The sequence below is a fragment of the Pseudoalteromonas sp. MT33b genome (assembly GCF_014117385.1).
Classification (GTDB): Bacteria; Pseudomonadota; Gammaproteobacteria; order Enterobacterales; family Alteromonadaceae; genus Pseudoalteromonas; species Pseudoalteromonas lipolytica.
Window position 1 is genome coordinate 2,940,001 of record NZ_CP059831.1, and the last position, 15,458, is coordinate 2,955,458.

The following is a 15,458-nucleotide window of genomic DNA, read 5'->3' on the forward strand; positions in this document are numbered from 1 at the left end:
TCGCTGTGCCAGCGGTGATCACGTCATCAACTAACATGATTTTACCTTTAAGCTCAGAACCGACTAATGTGCCCCCTTCACCGTGTGCTTTTTTCTCTTTACGATTAAAGCAATAAGGTACATCTTTATCGTGGTGATCCGCTAATGCAACCGCGGTAGTTGTTGCAATTGGAATACCTTTATAGGCTGGACCAAATAAAACATCGTATTCGATGCCTGCATCTTCCAGTGCCGCAGCATAAAAACGTCCCAAGCGAGCAAGATCACGACCGGTATTAAACAAACCTGCATTAAAGAAGTAAGGGCTAGTACGGCCTGACTTTAAAGTAAACTCACCAAATTTAAGCACCTGCTTTTCAAGTGCGAATTCAATAAACTCTTTTTGATAATCTTTCATTACTAAATTAACCTACTTCTAAATTATGCTAAAGCTTGCTTTTGAGCATCGATAATTTCACGGATAGAATGCTTAGCCAGTGATAGAAGCTCATCTAATTCATCAAACGAGAAAGGTTCCCCCTCGGCAGTGCCTTGGATTTCGATGATTTTGCCGGTTTCAGTCAAAATAACATTCATATCGGTTTCTGCTTCAGAGTCTTCTAGGTATTCAAGGTCTGTAATTGGTTGACCTTTATATACACCCACAGAAATAGCTGCAATCATGTGTTTAAGTGGATTAGAGTTGATCATGCCTTTGCTGCGCATGTACGTCAGCGCATCAACAAGCGCAACACATGCGCCGCTGATTGATGCAGTACGAGTTCCGCCATCAGCTTGAATTACGTCACAATCAATTGTAATGGTGTTTTCGCCTAACGCTTTTAAATCAACCGCAGCACGTAATGCGCGTGCGATTAAGCGTTGAATTTCCATTGTACGACCGCCTTGCTTCCCGCGAGCTGCTTCGCGACCATTACGGGTATGTGTTGAACGTGGCAACATACCGTATTCAGCCGAAACCCAACCTTTACCTTGGCCTTTCATAAAGCGTGGTACACCTGCTTCAACAGTTGCAGTACACAATACTTTCGTATTTCCGAACTCTACTAATACTGAACCTTCAGCATGCATAGTGTAATTACGTGTAAATGTAACCGGTCTAATTTGGTTAGGTGTTCTTTCGCTTGGACGCATTAACGATCCCCTTAAATCTGAATTTGCCACATTATAAGTATATATACGTGTAGATGCCATGTTGATTTACATAATTAAATGAATGTGAAATATGCAGCTGAAAAAATTTCCGCTAGAGGTTAAAGGCTGATACGGTATAATCAACCAAATTTGTAAATAAATAACACTAGGAAATCATCCATGATCCACAGCATGACAGCTTATGCGCGTCGCGAAATTAAAGGCGAATGGGGCACTGGCACTTGGGAAATTCGTTCAGTTAACCAACGTTACCTTGAAACTTTTATCCGCGCACCAGAGCAATTTCGTGGGATGGAACCTGTTATCCGTGAACGTTTACGCAAACACCTACAGCGCGGAAAAGTAGAAGTTTTCCTAAAATTTGCAGCAAACCCAGCACATGTTGGTGAGCTAACAATTAATGAATCTCTGGCTGAGCAGCTTATTAAAAGCGCGCAATGGGTGCAGCAACAAAGCAATGGCGACATCAACCCTGTTGATATTTTACGTTGGCCAGGTGTGATGGAGGCTGAAGAGTTAGACATGGATAGTGTGAATACTGCACTGATCGCAGGCTTTGATGAAGTAATCGAAGACTTTAAACAAGCACGAGGCGATGAAGGCGCTAACCTTCACGAAATGATTGCAACCCGTTTAGATGCAATTTTAGAGCAAGTAGTCATTGTTGAGAGCCACTTACCAGAAATAGCTAAATGGCAACGCGACAAACTAAATCAAAAACTAGAAGAGTTAAAAACGGATATCGACGAATCACGTCTTGAGCAAGAACTTATTTACCTTGCTCAAAAGCAAGATGTGGCCGAAGAACTAGACCGCTTAAAATCGCATGTTAAAGAAACTAAAAAAATATTAACGAAAGGTGGCGCTTGCGGTCGTCGTTTAGACTTTATGATGCAAGAGTTTAACCGCGAAGCGAATACGCTTGCGTCTAAGTCAATTAACAGCGACATCACAAACGCAGCTGTCGAACTTAAAGTGTTAATTGAACAAATGCGCGAACAGATCCAGAATATTGAATAACTCTGTTGTAATTTTAAAATAAGAAAGACCCAGCTGTTGCTTAATGCCAGTCAGTTAAGAGCTGACTGGCATTTTCTTTTGTAAGGATACTTATTTGGTTTCCTTCTTATCACCCTTGGATAATGCCTGTCTGGTAGCCTATCGGGTAAGATAAACAACCTAAGTGTTGTCAGTAACTCATCATAATGAACAGGTAACTTACTTGCACTATGTATTGGCGTAAACATGAAGAAAGCGATTACCTGCCGCATAGATTGGCTAAAGCTTAATTGAGTAGGCAAGATATCTTCTTCTTTAGTTGCATCAAGCATGATTATGCGTATTAAGTTGTAAGCGAGTAGTAATCCCCATAACTCTTGGCGTACCATGTCTGGCTTCTTACTACGTAATGTATGTTTGCTGTGATTCAATCCCTGCTTTATTTCTCTAAACGCCAGCTCAATTTCCCAGCGTTGTGTATAAACCTCTATTAATTCGTCATACGGAAATCGTAAAGGGTCAATAAGAGAACTCAGAACACGATAGCTTTTTCCATCAGCTTTATAAGTGGTTAATCTTGCCGTTATGGTATCTGGTAATGACTCAAACTTCTTTCTCGCCTGAAGGCTTGTAGACAAGGTAACAATCTTATCATTGTCACTGATACTGTGTTCAACTTGATACTGTAAATCCTTCCTTGCTGGCAACATCCAGTGAGAGTTTTTTCCTTGGCTTTGCCATTGATAAAGTAGCCCTAATGAGTAATAACCACGGTCAAACAAGGTCAGAGAGTTATCCGGTACGGCTGGTAATAGACGTTGAGCTAAGCTCATTTCGCCTACACAACGGGCATCAAAACTACTGTCTAACAATAAGTGGCTAGATACTTCCATTAAGCTACACATTCGAATTTGTGGATAGCTGACTTCTCCATGCTGATTACTGTCACTGCCAAACTTTTCTCGGTTTTCTTGATTATCATGAGTTCGGAAGCTAACGCCATCCACTGCAAGTAAATTAAGTCCACACCACTGCTCAAAAGGCTGGGTGGCAAACACTTTATGTGAAAGTAATTGAAATGTTTGTTGGACTGCTTCGTAACCCAACCTTTGGCGACCTTGCACGAGCGCACTCGGCGCTACTAATTTGTTTTTTCCAGGCAAGGATATGTCGAGTCTGTTAGCAATATCCCACACAGTTTCGTTTCGGAATAAACTCATACCAATTACAGACCACATAATAGCTTCTAGCGGTAACCGCCTTTTACGAACAGTGGCAACTCCCGCATGTTCAAATGCTTGTTCAAGAATATCAGGGTCAAGAACCTGCTTAAGTTTGTCGAGTGTATGTACATCATCTAAAAAGGAGGACATATCATCGAAGTGTTGAATTAGAGACATAAAAAAATCCGATACTATTTCTAATATCGGATTGTGAAGCTATGAAAAGATCAGTCAAGTGATCATAAAAATATGCTTAACTGATCTGCATTAAGCTGTTGCTGGGTCTTTTGTTTTAAAAACCACTCTACAGGGGAATAAAGTGGTATTAGCATCGGTGAAGGGAGGCTAATTATTGTAAAAACGTGTTGCAGCTACAGCATAGTCAGCACGCGTTACCGATTCATCACCATTGAAGTGTACGGTTACTTTTGGCTCTAAGTCGAAGCGGCCTTGGTGTACATCAAAGTACGCATTCAAAATGCCAAGGTCTAGCGCCAGCTGTACATACCCTTTTAGGTGGTCAGGAATAGTATGTTGATCTTCCAGTGTATATCGCTCATCGTTGTAAACCACTGTAATATCACCGCTAAATGTAGCTGCTGTTTCTTGCAGTGCTAATGATTGCACGAGCGAGTAAGCAAGTTCACTTCGACTCACCTGCTCTGTTGGTGAAAACATCGTTGTATCAGTCAACATTACAGGCGCTTGATCTTGTGCTGTATTACGAAGCGCAGCCCCTTTTTGTGTTACTGCATTAATTGCTGCGCTATACGAAGCATCAACATCGGTATAGCTTACTTGTGTCGCTTTGTTTGATTGTCTCACTCCTGCACCGAGTGTTAAAAAGTCGGCTAATTCTTGGCGAAGTAAAAAGTCATCGGGTTTAAATCCATTCTCTGTTGCATCGACTAACTGCTCACTCACTGCCATTTCAATAAACGCTTTTGCAGGGTGATCAGCGGCTACATCATCAAGTCCAGTGTAACCATCTGTTTTAACTATTTTTACTTTAACAGGAATCGAGCCTGGCACAGCATAACCATTGGTTACACCAATGGGGTCAACATCTACCCCAGACAAACCACCAATACCACTGGCTTTTAGCACCCATTCGCCGGCTTCTGCTGGGGCTGTTACAGCAATATTTTGGCCCAGTACTGGCAACGCAATACTCGAGCCATAACGTTTACCCGAAGGACTGGTGAGTGACAACCCTACGGTGTTGTCAGAAACATTGGCACTCACCATCAACATTGACGCATCTGGGCTAACATTAATAAGGGTGCCTGAATTATCACCCACGGGGCTAAAATCAACGGTGTCATTGTACTCAGCCTGCACTGATGTTTGCGCTTGAGCATTAAAGTTACGGTTAAGTTTAGTCGTGGTACCAAACGTACGTTGTTGATCAACGACTGACTGTACTGCGGCATAAGCATTTGCATAACCTGCCCCAACTTCCCAATCTTCAAGTCCGGGCATATTTGTCGCGGTTTCTTGCAAAATGGTTTTCACTTCACGCCATGTCAGGTTTGGATTCGCCTCTAACATCAGCGCGACAATACCTGAAATATGTGGTGCAGCCATTGAGGTGCCGCTCATTGATGTGTAATACGGCACATGATTAATATCCATAATTTCACTGTCATCAGCTAGACTCAAGGTGCTCAAGCTTGAAAGTGAAGCTCTTGCTGAAATAACATCAACACCTGGCGCCGTAATTGTTGGTCTATCTTGCCATTCGAGCTGTTCACCATTAATGCTAACAACGCCACCTTTACCTTTCACACCGCGAGAACTAAAGCTGGCCAAATTACCGGTTTTATCACCGGCTGCCACAGTAATAACCCAAGGTGCTTTTTTGAAGTTGCCTGTAATCGTGCCTTCACCGCTTCCTGAGTTACCCGCTGAGAAAACAACAATTACCCCATTGTCTGCCAACTTTTTGGTTGCGATATTTGTTGGATCATCTGGGTTAAAGTCTGTGCCTGTGTCGCTTGTATTTCCAAACGAGTTTGAAATAACACGAATGTTATAATCGAATTGATGCGTTAAAGCGTAATCAAAACCACCCAGTGTATCTAGAATAAATAAGCCCGCACCCGACCCATAACCGATAATTTTTGCACCCGGCGCGACCCCTTGATACTTACCACTCGACATTGCACCATTACCACCAATAATGCCCGCTACATGTGAACCATGACCGCCCGCAATATCAGTGTTATCAACGTCTTCTTGGTAAGTAATGGGTAATACACTCGACAACGAGTTTAAGTTTGTTTGCGCAAGCACGTTTTGTACTACGTGGTTAGGGTATTTGATGTCGCCATGCGTTCCATCCACCCCTGAATCATTAACGACAACACCAATGCCGCGACCAGAATACGGCATGCCTTTATGTCGTAAAGAGCTATCGGCACGTAATCGGTCAACACCAGTAATTTGAGTTGAACCATCATTTTCTAGTGATAGTGGCGCGTTGTACCAAATTGAACGAACTTTGTCTGATGCGTAGATAGCCTCGATTTGAGCTTTAGTTGCCGTAATACCGACCATAGGCAGGCTTTTTAAACTAACACCGCCTAACACACCTGCCGACTGAATAACGCTCATCAGTTCAGAGTCGACCGCTTTATTACCTTCAAATGTAACAATAACTTCGAACACATCTTGTTCTGTTGCTTGGGTCAGTAACTGACTAATTTCTGGCCCCAAAGATTTAGCTGATAAATTCAGTGACATTAAGCTTAGTCCTGCGCCAACAAGACCCGCGAGTAGTTTTTGTGATTTTAATTGAGTGTTAAGCATGAGAGTAAACCTTAATTTGTTTTGACTCTCTCAGCATGGCAAACACGTAGGCTTTTAAAAATGGGGGAAAACCCCTAGAGCAAGAAGGTTAAAACACCTTTATATGAGTAAATTATATTTTGCAGCGTAACGGACCAATTCAGCCGCATTGGCGACTTGTAACTTATCAAGTACTTTACCACGATGATTTTCAGCCGTTTTTACACTGATATCTAATGAGCGAGCAATGTCTTTGGTGGTTTTACCTTCGATAATAAGATGAAAAACTTCACGCTCACGACTGGTTAAATTACGATAAGGGTCATCCCAGGTTTCAGCCGGTTTTAATGACATGGTTGCTAATACACTGGCTGCGTATTGGCTAAAATAGGTTTTTCCTTGAGCAAGTGCTTTTACGGCATCAATAAGCTCATCACTGGCGCTGTCTTTTAACAAGTAACCAGATGCACCAGCCCGCACCATATGTATTACGTATTCTTGCTCTTCATGCATGGTTAACACCAGTACTTTAGCTTCTGGTAACTGCTCATGAAGTCGTTTAACCGCTTCCATGCCGTTTAATTCTGGCATGCTAATATCAATAACAATCACCATTGGCTTTAATTCAAGTGCTTTTTGTACGGCAGATAAACCATCTGCCGCTTCTGCAAGTACTCGAATATCAGGGTCATTGCTCAGTAAACTCACCAGACCTTGGCGCAAAATAGTGTGGTCATCAGCAATCAGTACGCTAATCATATTAATTATTTCCTGTTACTAGCACTTTAATTTCGCAGCCCTGCTGTGGCGCAGTCGTGACCGTTAGCTGACCACCGTATGCCATAACTCGGTCTCGCATTGCCCCTAAGCCAAAGCCTGTTGTTAGATCATCAGGTTGTAGTTCCATACCTTGACCATTATCTTTTACTTTGACCATTAACATGCTTTTTGTTGCTATCACATTAATGGTAATTAGGCTTGCCTTCGCATGTTTAATGGCGTTGGTCAGCGCTTCTTGTACCACTCTAAATACCAAGGTTTGTATATCACTGGCTAGGTTATTATCAACTTGGTGATGTAAGTTAATAGCAAACGCCTGCTGTTCAGACATCACTCTTACCAACCACTCAAGTGCAGGCACAAGGCCTAAATCGTCTAATATGCGCGGTCGCATAAGCCGTGATATAACCCGAGTATCTGATAATGCTTGGCGAGCTAATTCAATACCCTCATTGAGAGCATGGCTGGGAGCTTCATTTTTTGCTTGCTGTAATTGATTTATTAAAGCAGTGAGTAGCTGCCCAACCCCATCATGCAGCTCTTGTGCTATTTGCTTTCGCTCATTCTCTTGCACCTGCCAAACACGCTTTGCTAAACCACGCATTTGCTCATTAGAGTTTGAAAGTTGCTGCGAAATTTGCTGCTGCTTTTGATTAAGCTCTGCCACCAGCGAGGTGATATCCTTATCATTATTCATAACCAGCCAAGTCCTGTAACGAATCATCAAGTTGAAAATAACTTTGATAGTTCAAAAATTCAGCCTTTCTGTCTTCAGGAAGATTGGCCAATAAAGTGTTTAACTCTGAATTAAGCTTTGCTTTTAAGCTACTGGGTGCTTGCTCATTGTGATAAGCAAACTGCACTCTTAATCGATCAAATTGAAAACTCCGCCAGTACCCTCCCATCTTACGAAGCAGAATATCAGCCTGTTTTAGCGTTGCCTGAAAATCAGGCCATTGCTGTTGCATAAACTGCTGTACAGCAAGCAGCTCTAAATACTCAAGATAGGCGTATTGATATAAGGTAAAATCAACATTACCCAGCGCCGCTAAATGAGCACTAATATCTTGCTGTTGACGCAGTGCTTCACGAGCCGCATAAATGAGCTTGGCAATATAAATAGCGCCCTGACTATAATCTTTGCTCATGGGCTCACTCATTTGTTGTTGAGTGATCATCTCACCCGTTATGAGCTCATTGTAAAATGCAAGTCGGCTAACATACTCACGGTTGCCCTTATCGGCGATATCTTGTTTTAAGCTCGCGATTGTTGACGCTGCGCCGGTGATATCACCTAATTGATACGACCAATCAACAAGCCACAAACCAAATTCACTCATCGCGCGAATATCTTGCAATGACTTTGCTTGCTCATAAATGGCGCTTAACTCAGTGATGCTATTTGCAAAATTTCCTTGTAAAAAGGTCAATTTAGATAAGTAACTACGCGATACCCATTGCTCAAAGGTGCTATTGAGTTGTTTAGCATCTGCCAGTGTATTATTGAAAAGATGGTACGCGTTTCGCCAATTTCCCTGTGCTAATTCAATTTGCCCTAAATTCTGCCTTACATGGATGATACCCAAGGGGTATTGAATACCTTGATACAGTTGCTCAGCCTGACGCCAATAAACCAACGCATGCTTTTTATTTAACAGCATAAAATACATAAAACCGATGTTATTCATACTCTCGGCTTGCAGCATTTGGTTGCCAAGCGTCATGCGTATGTCGAGGCCTTGCTGATAATATTCAAGTGCTTTTTTATACAAAGCCTGCTCTTCTTCAAGCACCCCTAACTCGTTAAAGGTATGCGATAGTCCTTCTTGATCGCCTAGTTGCTCGTACAATGAAATGCTCTGTTGTAAATAGCGTTCTGCTTCTGTGTACTGTGCTTTAGCAAGGTGCAATGAAGACAGGTTACCCATGGTGGTTGCCATTCCAGCAATGTCATCAATGTTTTCGCGGATAGCGAGTGCTTGACGGTAGTAATCAAAGGCTAAATCAATCTCCCCGAGTTGATTGTAAACAACACCAAACGCATTCAGCGCTTCGCCTTCTTGATACACATTTTTCGATTTTTTGGCAGTTACTAAGGCTTTAACAAAATACTCATCAACCGCTTTTTGATACTGCCCTTGTAAAAATGCAGCTCGGCCAAGCATAAACCATGCATCGGGATGGTAAGGGTCAAGGTTAACGACCTCAAGCAACAGCGCTTCCATTTTTTGATGTTGCTCTGTCAGAAAATAAAACTCTGCAAGGGCTATTTTTAATTCCACATCATAAGGAAATGCCTTTACAAGGGCTGCATAGTCAGCTTGAGCTTGCTCTGCTTTACCGGCGAGATCATTAAGCCTCGCACTGGCAAATTTTGCTGTGTAGGTTTTATCTTCAGCAAACTTAAGGGCCTGATTGTAAGCATTCTCAGCATCGAAAAATTGCTGGGTGGCAAGCAATAATTCACCTTGCAGTAACCACCCTAGTCCTGAATTTGGGTGCTTGGTTAAAAACTGCGATAACGATGTTTGCGCTTTTTCAAACTCACCTTTTTGCAGGAACGACTTCACAATAAACAACTCACCTGCTGGTTGAGGGTCAACTTGTAATGCCTTCACTTCAGTTGATAATTGCAATTGCTGTGAAAAACGCTCGGTAAAACTCGACACGCTTTGTTGCCAATTAGCTTGGTTAAAATTGCTCGTTAAGAGTGTATTTTGCTGTAATGTGTGTCCTTCAAGCTGATAAACATTAAATTTAATATCGTGTTGCTCTGAACCACTTGGGTATAGTTGCGGAGCAATCAGGTAGCTTACATTTAATAAGTCAGCCACCAGCGCTAGCTTTTGCTCATCTAACGGCATTGTAATTCCAAGTTGAGAGAGCAACTGACTTAACCTGCCTTGCTCTACTACTCGTAAATGACCTAATTCATGCAGTTGATAGTTAATATATTCAGCAAGCCCTTGTGCAACGCTATCGTCGCTACTTTGTAAAGGTAAAACAGCCACTGCATAGTATTCTTTCTCAGGCTGTTGGGGAGTATCGTGTGGCATGCTTAAAAATACCGCAGCCATAATAAACAAGCCTATAACCACCACGACAGCCATCAACATAGAGTGTTTTTTAATGTTGTGCGGTTTTTCTTTAATTTGTTTTAAAAATGCCGTTTGTGCCTCAGTGGCATTTTTAAAACGTGCGTTAACTTGAGAATGAATAAGTTTGTTGATAAATGGCGCAATAAAAGCCAGTTGTTTATGCTTTACGCGACATTTTGCTTTATTAAGCTGCTTTGCCGTTAATACCTCATCAAGGCTTTGTCCAGTAAAGGGAAGTTCACCACAACACAGCTGATACAACACCACGCCAACCGCGTATAAATCAGTAGTCGAATTTACAGCCCCAAACTGCAAATACTCTGGGGGGGCATAATGAACCGTCCCCACAATATCACCCACATCTGCGCTGCCTTCTAACACCGATAAACCAAAGTCTGAAATATACAGTCGTCCCTTTTTATCGAGCATAATATTGGCGGGTTTAATATCTCGGTGAACAACATTGGCTTGCTCCACAAAAACCAATGCCTCTAATAACTGGCTTACAAATGTAATAAGCTCTTCACGACTCTGAAAAGTTAGGCTAGCCTCTTCTAGCGATTGGCCATCAATCCAATCCATCGTTATAAAATGTAGATTTTGCCAATGATAATATTCATGAACGCGTAAAATAGTCGGGTGGCTTAATTGACGTAAATGCAGTAATTCTTGTTTGAACTTTGCAATCGCATCTGATTGCTGACTAATTGATTGATTAAGTACTTTAATGGCAATGTGTGTATCAAGCTGTTTGTCGTAGGCGCGGTAAACACACCCATACTGACCTTGACCACACATGGCTTCAATCTCAAAACGGCCAAGTAAACATTCGCCAGGCTTAAGATAAGTCGGTGAGCTAATTACCTGAGTTTCATGCAATTCATCACTGCTATTTTTAGAAACGTCGTTATTGCTCATATCACCTATTTAACAGGGGTTAATGACATAAATTAAATAAAGTATAGCCAGTATTTTCGTTAACGTGCTTATCTGTAACCACTTTTTGTAAGTTATCAATAGATTGTTGCAACAGTAAGGCTTGCACTGCGGCCTCAATTTGAAGTCCCATGCTGTGGAAAATTTCGATGTCTAAATCAGTCAGTACTTTTCCCGCTAATTGGCTGTCGGTATACACAACCCCAACAACTCGACCGTCAAATAGTAACGGGATACACGCTAGCGAGGATATTTTTTTCAACTGAATACTGTCGCGGTGTTTGAGTAAGTCATGTACCGACACATCCATAGCCACCACGGGTTCTGCTTTTTCAAAGCAACGAGAGATTGCACCAACACTGCCTTCAAAGCGTTTCAATTTAAAATCACCCGTTTTGAAACCTTGTGCGATACATACTTGTAATGAATCTAATTGTTCGCCTAATAGCAACACACCACGCTGCGTGCCTGTTAACGTAATTAGGTTATGTAATTGGGCAATTAAGCTTTCTTTTAAATAGTCTGTGTTAGAAGACGGTGAGGCTAACTTACTTTGTGTTAATCGCCAGGTGTTATGCTCATTAATGGCCGCTATTTGCGACATTGACTTTGCTTCAAACAAGCAATCTAAATCACCAATCGAAATGATTGCATCATCAGCAAGGGTTGAGTGAGTGACAACGGCACCGTTTACTTTCGTGCCGTTTAAACTGCGTTGATCATTAAGTTGCCATGCATCATTACTGTGCGACACACGAGCATGCTGACGTGACACCGTTGGGTGTTCCAAAATTAACTGACACTCTTTCGCACGTCCTATGAGGTATCCACTCTGTTCGTATAAATAGCTTTCCATCGCAGGCTGATCAGTATAACAAACCGTAATTCTAGCGGGCATACACAACTACTCTACAAACCTTATTATTCTTAATTGGCAAGTCTCAAACTAAAGCGTAACGTATTTGCATAAGCTATGAGCTCACCCATCACGTTATCGACATCTCGGCTTGAGCGCCACACATCTGGAATTGCTTGGCCTCGATTAGCTTTCACATTATTAATAAACTGGCTAACTTTGCTACTCGCTGAGCTGTAATCAAGCGTCATAATTGCTTGATTAATATCGGCGACGTCTTGCAATAGTGTTGAATAAACAACACTGTCAATCTGGCTAGAAAAAGCATTTAACGCCGTTTGTAAGTCGTTAAACTTTGTATTGATCACAACGGTTGCAGGGCGTAAGTCAGCGACAATTATAAACTGTGAAAAGCGGCCTGTTGAACCGCGAGCACGGTAACTCCCCGCCCCCATTGTTGTGGTAATATCTTTAAACTCACCGCCTAAAGGTGCTTTAAAAAAGCGTAGTGGCGTACCCGCTGTGTACTCTAAATTGTGCGTATGAATGTCAACACTCGCGACTCCCGAAAACGAAAAACCGCCACTGGTATCAGGCTCAATAGTAATCATCATTGGAAAAAGCGCTTGCAAAGAAATATTGCTACTGTTTGGTAGTCGCTGCAAAAGATTAAGCGACGTGATATCAATAATTTCGGCTGTAATACCTATATTATCAGCGGTAAGGCCTACTGCATTTTCAAATTCAAGGGTGATATCTGCTGAAATATTTGCAGGGAGGTTTATCACGGCCTCAACAGTATTACCTTGAACATTGACACTGACTAATTCTGTGCTGTGTGATACGGGGCTTGAAAGCATCATTATTAAAGCAAATGCAATGATGTAAAACGTCTTGAACTGGCTCATATTCTCAACTCTCTCGTGACGACGGCAAGCCGAAGTAACACGTTTATTTAACAAACTACAACATTAAACTTACTTTCGACTGGGGTATTTCGCAAGTTTTTAATGAAAAATAACGAATAAAAACCAACCATTTTTCAGGTTGGTTTTTATTCATCAAGGACTTAACTATCTTAAATATTGATTGAACACTCGACCAATAATCACCGCGTAATCACCCCGGCTTACTACGGTGTCTGGTTCAAAGTAAGCAACAAGCGTCGGTGTTAAATCATAGCGACCCTGTTCAAGCTCAAAACGGACACCTAACAGCGACATATCAACAGCCAATTGCACATACCCTTTTAATTCGCTAGGTATCGCATTGCTATCACGAAGCGGGATTTGTTCGCCGTTGTAAGCAACCGTGATATCGCCCGTGTGATTGCCAGCCTGCGATTGTAAGCCAAGTGCTTGCACTAATGAGTACGCTAAATCGGTTTTGCTAACTGTGCCCGTCGGATTAAATGACTGACCCGATACTAACATTACTGGATTTTGCTCTTGTTTACGGTCTTTTAACGCTGAGCCTACTGACGTAACGGCATCGACAAACGCATCGCTACCAGACATAACATCCACAAAGGCCGGTTTTTGTGTCGCCAGAATGTCACGTTGTTGTCTGATTGCCATTCCCATCACAAGATACTGAGCAAGCTCTGCACGTGATAGGTTTACATCAGGTCGGTAGTAGCCATCATCGTGACCATCAACGAGTCGTTCACTAACCGCAAACTCAATCGCTTTTCGAGCTGGGTGAACAAAAATATCATTAAGCCCTTGGTATCCACCTGACTTCAAAATACTAATTTCACCACTAATAAACTCAGGTAAGCCTGGGCCATTTGTGACACCTGTAGGATCGGCTTCTACACCTGATAACGAGGTCAAACCAAACGCAGATAACTTCCACTCTCCGGCTTGTGCTGGCGCTGAAACACGCATTGAAGTATCAAGTACTGGCAAGGTTAAGTTGCCAAAATAAACCGTGCCATCGGGTGCTTCAAGTTTGAGTTTAGTGGTGTTCGCCAGCACATCTGCAGCCACATTGATAAACGCAGCATCACTGCCAACAGTAAAGGTAAATTCCTCTGGTTCACCCACTGGTGAGTAGAACACTTCAAATGGGGTGGGTGAGCTGTCATCCACAATAATGGCATTCGCATTAAAGTCGTTTAAGTTATTTACTGTGACACTATTTTCAGCGTTATAACCCAATGCGCCAGCTACAGCGGCATACGCATTGACATAACCAGCGCCCACTTCCCATGCCTGATAGCCCGGCATGTTTGTCGCTGTTTCTTGCATAATTTGTTTAATTTGCAGCGGTGTTAAGTCGGGGTTTGCTTCCAGCATCAGCGCAGCCACACCCGCAACATGGGGGGTGGCCATTGACGTGCCTGAAATCATTGTGTAATAAGGTAAGTATTCAGCTTCAATTGCGTCAATGTCATCTGCACCGCCGTTCGATACGATGTTCGTTTTTGCGCGTGTCGAAATAATATCCACTCCCGGTGCGACTATTGTTATTTCATTTTTATACTGCCACTCACTGCCGTCTGGCATAGTAAAGGTGCCTTGTTCACCACTTTTACCCCGTGATGAAAAATCAATTAAATCACCTTGCTTGGTGCCTGCACCCACCGACATTCCCCATGGAATTTGTGCATATGGGTTGTGAGTATCTTCGCCTGAACCTGAATTACCCGCAGCAAACACTGATAACATACCCAACTTGTAAGCTTTGTAAGATGCCAATGAAATAGGATCATGGCTTTCGAACTTACCACTGCTTCCCCATGAGTTACTCATGATACGAATCGGCGAGTTAAAATCCCAAATATGGGTAATGGCATAGTCATAACCACCCAGAGCATCCAAAATAGAAATACCTGCGCCAGAACCATAACCAATTAAATCAGCACCCGGTGCTGCACCTTGGTACTTACCATCAGAATGACTTCCCCAACCAGCCACAGTGCCCGCACAGTGTGTGCCATGACCTACATTTAAATCGGTGTTAAGTTGGCCTTCAATCCACACACCACTTGCACCAGTAATTGAAATAGCACTGGCATGAGTAATCCCTTGCACGTTTTCAATGACTTTAGCGCCATACTCTAAATCAGCGAGTGACGCATCAATACCAGAATCATTGACAAGAACGGTGACGCCTTTACCTGTGAACGTCATCCCATTATTAGCCGTGAATTCGTCTGATTGAAGCTTTTCGACCCCCGTAATTTCTCGCGCTTCTAGGTTGTAATAAGTTAAAGGTCTATTTGCAAAAATAGAGCGAACCCCTTCCATTGCTGCTAACTTTTTAATTTGTGTAGGTGATGCAACAACACCAATCATTGGTAATGACTTAAATTGCACACTTTGTGTGATACCTAGATTAATTAACTTACTTATTTGTGTGGCTTTAAGTGCTTCCATTTGCTCGTAACTTACAACCACCATCGCTTTGTCTGTGAGCGACATAGTTTTAAGCTGTTGCTCTAATTGAGAGCCTATCACTGCGGCTGCCGCTGCGTTTAAACTGAATCCTGCAAGCGTTAAACCAACCGCCATATTTTTCATTAATAGTTTCATCTGACACCTACCTTGCGTGAATTGACGCCTAAAATGGTTAATGTTTTATTTACATTTCTAATTAAATAGCCGAATGAAGTTG

11 protein-coding genes (1 of these 11 running past the window's edge) are annotated in these 15,458 nt (G+C 42.3%); 1 reads left to right on the plus strand and 10 read right to left on the minus strand.

Features of this window, described 5'->3' with window-relative positions:
- Together pyrE and rph are read right to left on the minus strand one after the other, a co-directional pair.
- On the minus strand, nucleotides 1-397 hold the 5' portion of the coding sequence (gene pyrE / locus H3302_RS13295) for an orotate phosphoribosyltransferase (protein WP_036973002.1). 248 nt of this gene lie to the left of the window's left edge; 397 of the gene's 645 nt are visible here — the first part of the coding sequence; the start codon lies at nucleotides 395-397; its stop codon lies off the left edge, out of view.
- A 23-nt stretch (nucleotides 398-420) separates the two neighbouring features.
- Complete coding sequence (rph, locus tag H3302_RS13300; protein WP_182395480.1) at nucleotides 421-1,134, minus strand: ribonuclease PH; 714 nt, start codon at nucleotides 1,132-1,134, stop codon at nucleotides 421-423.
- A gap of 180 nt (nucleotides 1,135-1,314) precedes the next feature.
- Here rph and H3302_RS13305 point away from each other — a divergent pair, with 180 nt between their 5' ends.
- The gene (locus H3302_RS13305; RefSeq protein WP_036973004.1) at nucleotides 1,315-2,175 is read left to right on the plus strand and encodes a YicC/YloC family endoribonuclease; all 861 of its coding nucleotides are present in this window, start codon (nucleotides 1,315-1,317) and stop codon (nucleotides 2,173-2,175) included.
- Nucleotides 2,176-2,225: 50 nt separating this feature from the next.
- On the opposite strand, the gene H3302_RS13310 is transcribed toward H3302_RS13305, so the two are convergent.
- The 8 genes from H3302_RS13310 to H3302_RS13345 all read right to left on the minus strand — a co-directional run bounded on the left by H3302_RS13310 (nucleotide 2,226) and on the right by H3302_RS13345 (nucleotide 15,376).
- On the minus strand, nucleotides 2,226-3,554 hold the full coding sequence (locus H3302_RS13310) for an IS4 family transposase (protein ID WP_036973019.1): 1,329 nt from the start codon (nucleotides 3,552-3,554) through the stop codon (nucleotides 2,226-2,228).
- A gap of 168 nt (nucleotides 3,555-3,722) precedes the next feature.
- The gene (locus H3302_RS13315) at nucleotides 3,723-6,188 is read right to left on the minus strand and encodes a S8 family serine peptidase (protein ID WP_182395482.1); all 2,466 of its coding nucleotides are present in this window, start codon (nucleotides 6,186-6,188) and stop codon (nucleotides 3,723-3,725) included.
- A 99-nt stretch (nucleotides 6,189-6,287) separates the two neighbouring features.
- Nucleotides 6,288-6,926, minus strand: a complete 639-nt coding sequence (locus tag H3302_RS13320) for a response regulator transcription factor (RefSeq protein ID WP_036973006.1) — start codon at nucleotides 6,924-6,926, stop codon at nucleotides 6,288-6,290.
- Nucleotide 6,927: 1 nt separating this feature from the next.
- A complete protein-coding gene (locus H3302_RS13325; protein ID WP_182395484.1) occupies nucleotides 6,928-7,644 on the minus strand; it encodes a sensor histidine kinase in 717 nt (238 codons plus the stop codon).
- A complete protein-coding gene (locus tag H3302_RS13330; protein WP_182395487.1) occupies nucleotides 7,637-10,963 on the minus strand; it encodes a serine/threonine-protein kinase in 3,327 nt (1,108 codons plus the stop codon). Before H3302_RS13330 ends, H3302_RS13325 begins: the two co-directional genes overlap by 8 nt.
- A gap of 19 nt (nucleotides 10,964-10,982) precedes the next feature.
- On the minus strand, nucleotides 10,983-11,879 hold the full coding sequence (locus H3302_RS13335; RefSeq protein ID WP_051501919.1) for an FHA domain-containing protein: 897 nt from the start codon (nucleotides 11,877-11,879) through the stop codon (nucleotides 10,983-10,985).
- Between the two features lie 29 nt (nucleotides 11,880-11,908).
- A complete protein-coding gene (locus tag H3302_RS13340; RefSeq protein ID WP_036973011.1) occupies nucleotides 11,909-12,745 on the minus strand; it encodes a DUF6689 family protein in 837 nt (278 codons plus the stop codon).
- A gap of 165 nt (nucleotides 12,746-12,910) precedes the next feature.
- Complete coding sequence (locus tag H3302_RS13345; protein ID WP_218977102.1) at nucleotides 12,911-15,376, minus strand: S8 family serine peptidase; 2,466 nt, start codon at nucleotides 15,374-15,376, stop codon at nucleotides 12,911-12,913.
- Between the last annotated feature and the right edge of the window lie 82 nt (nucleotides 15,377-15,458).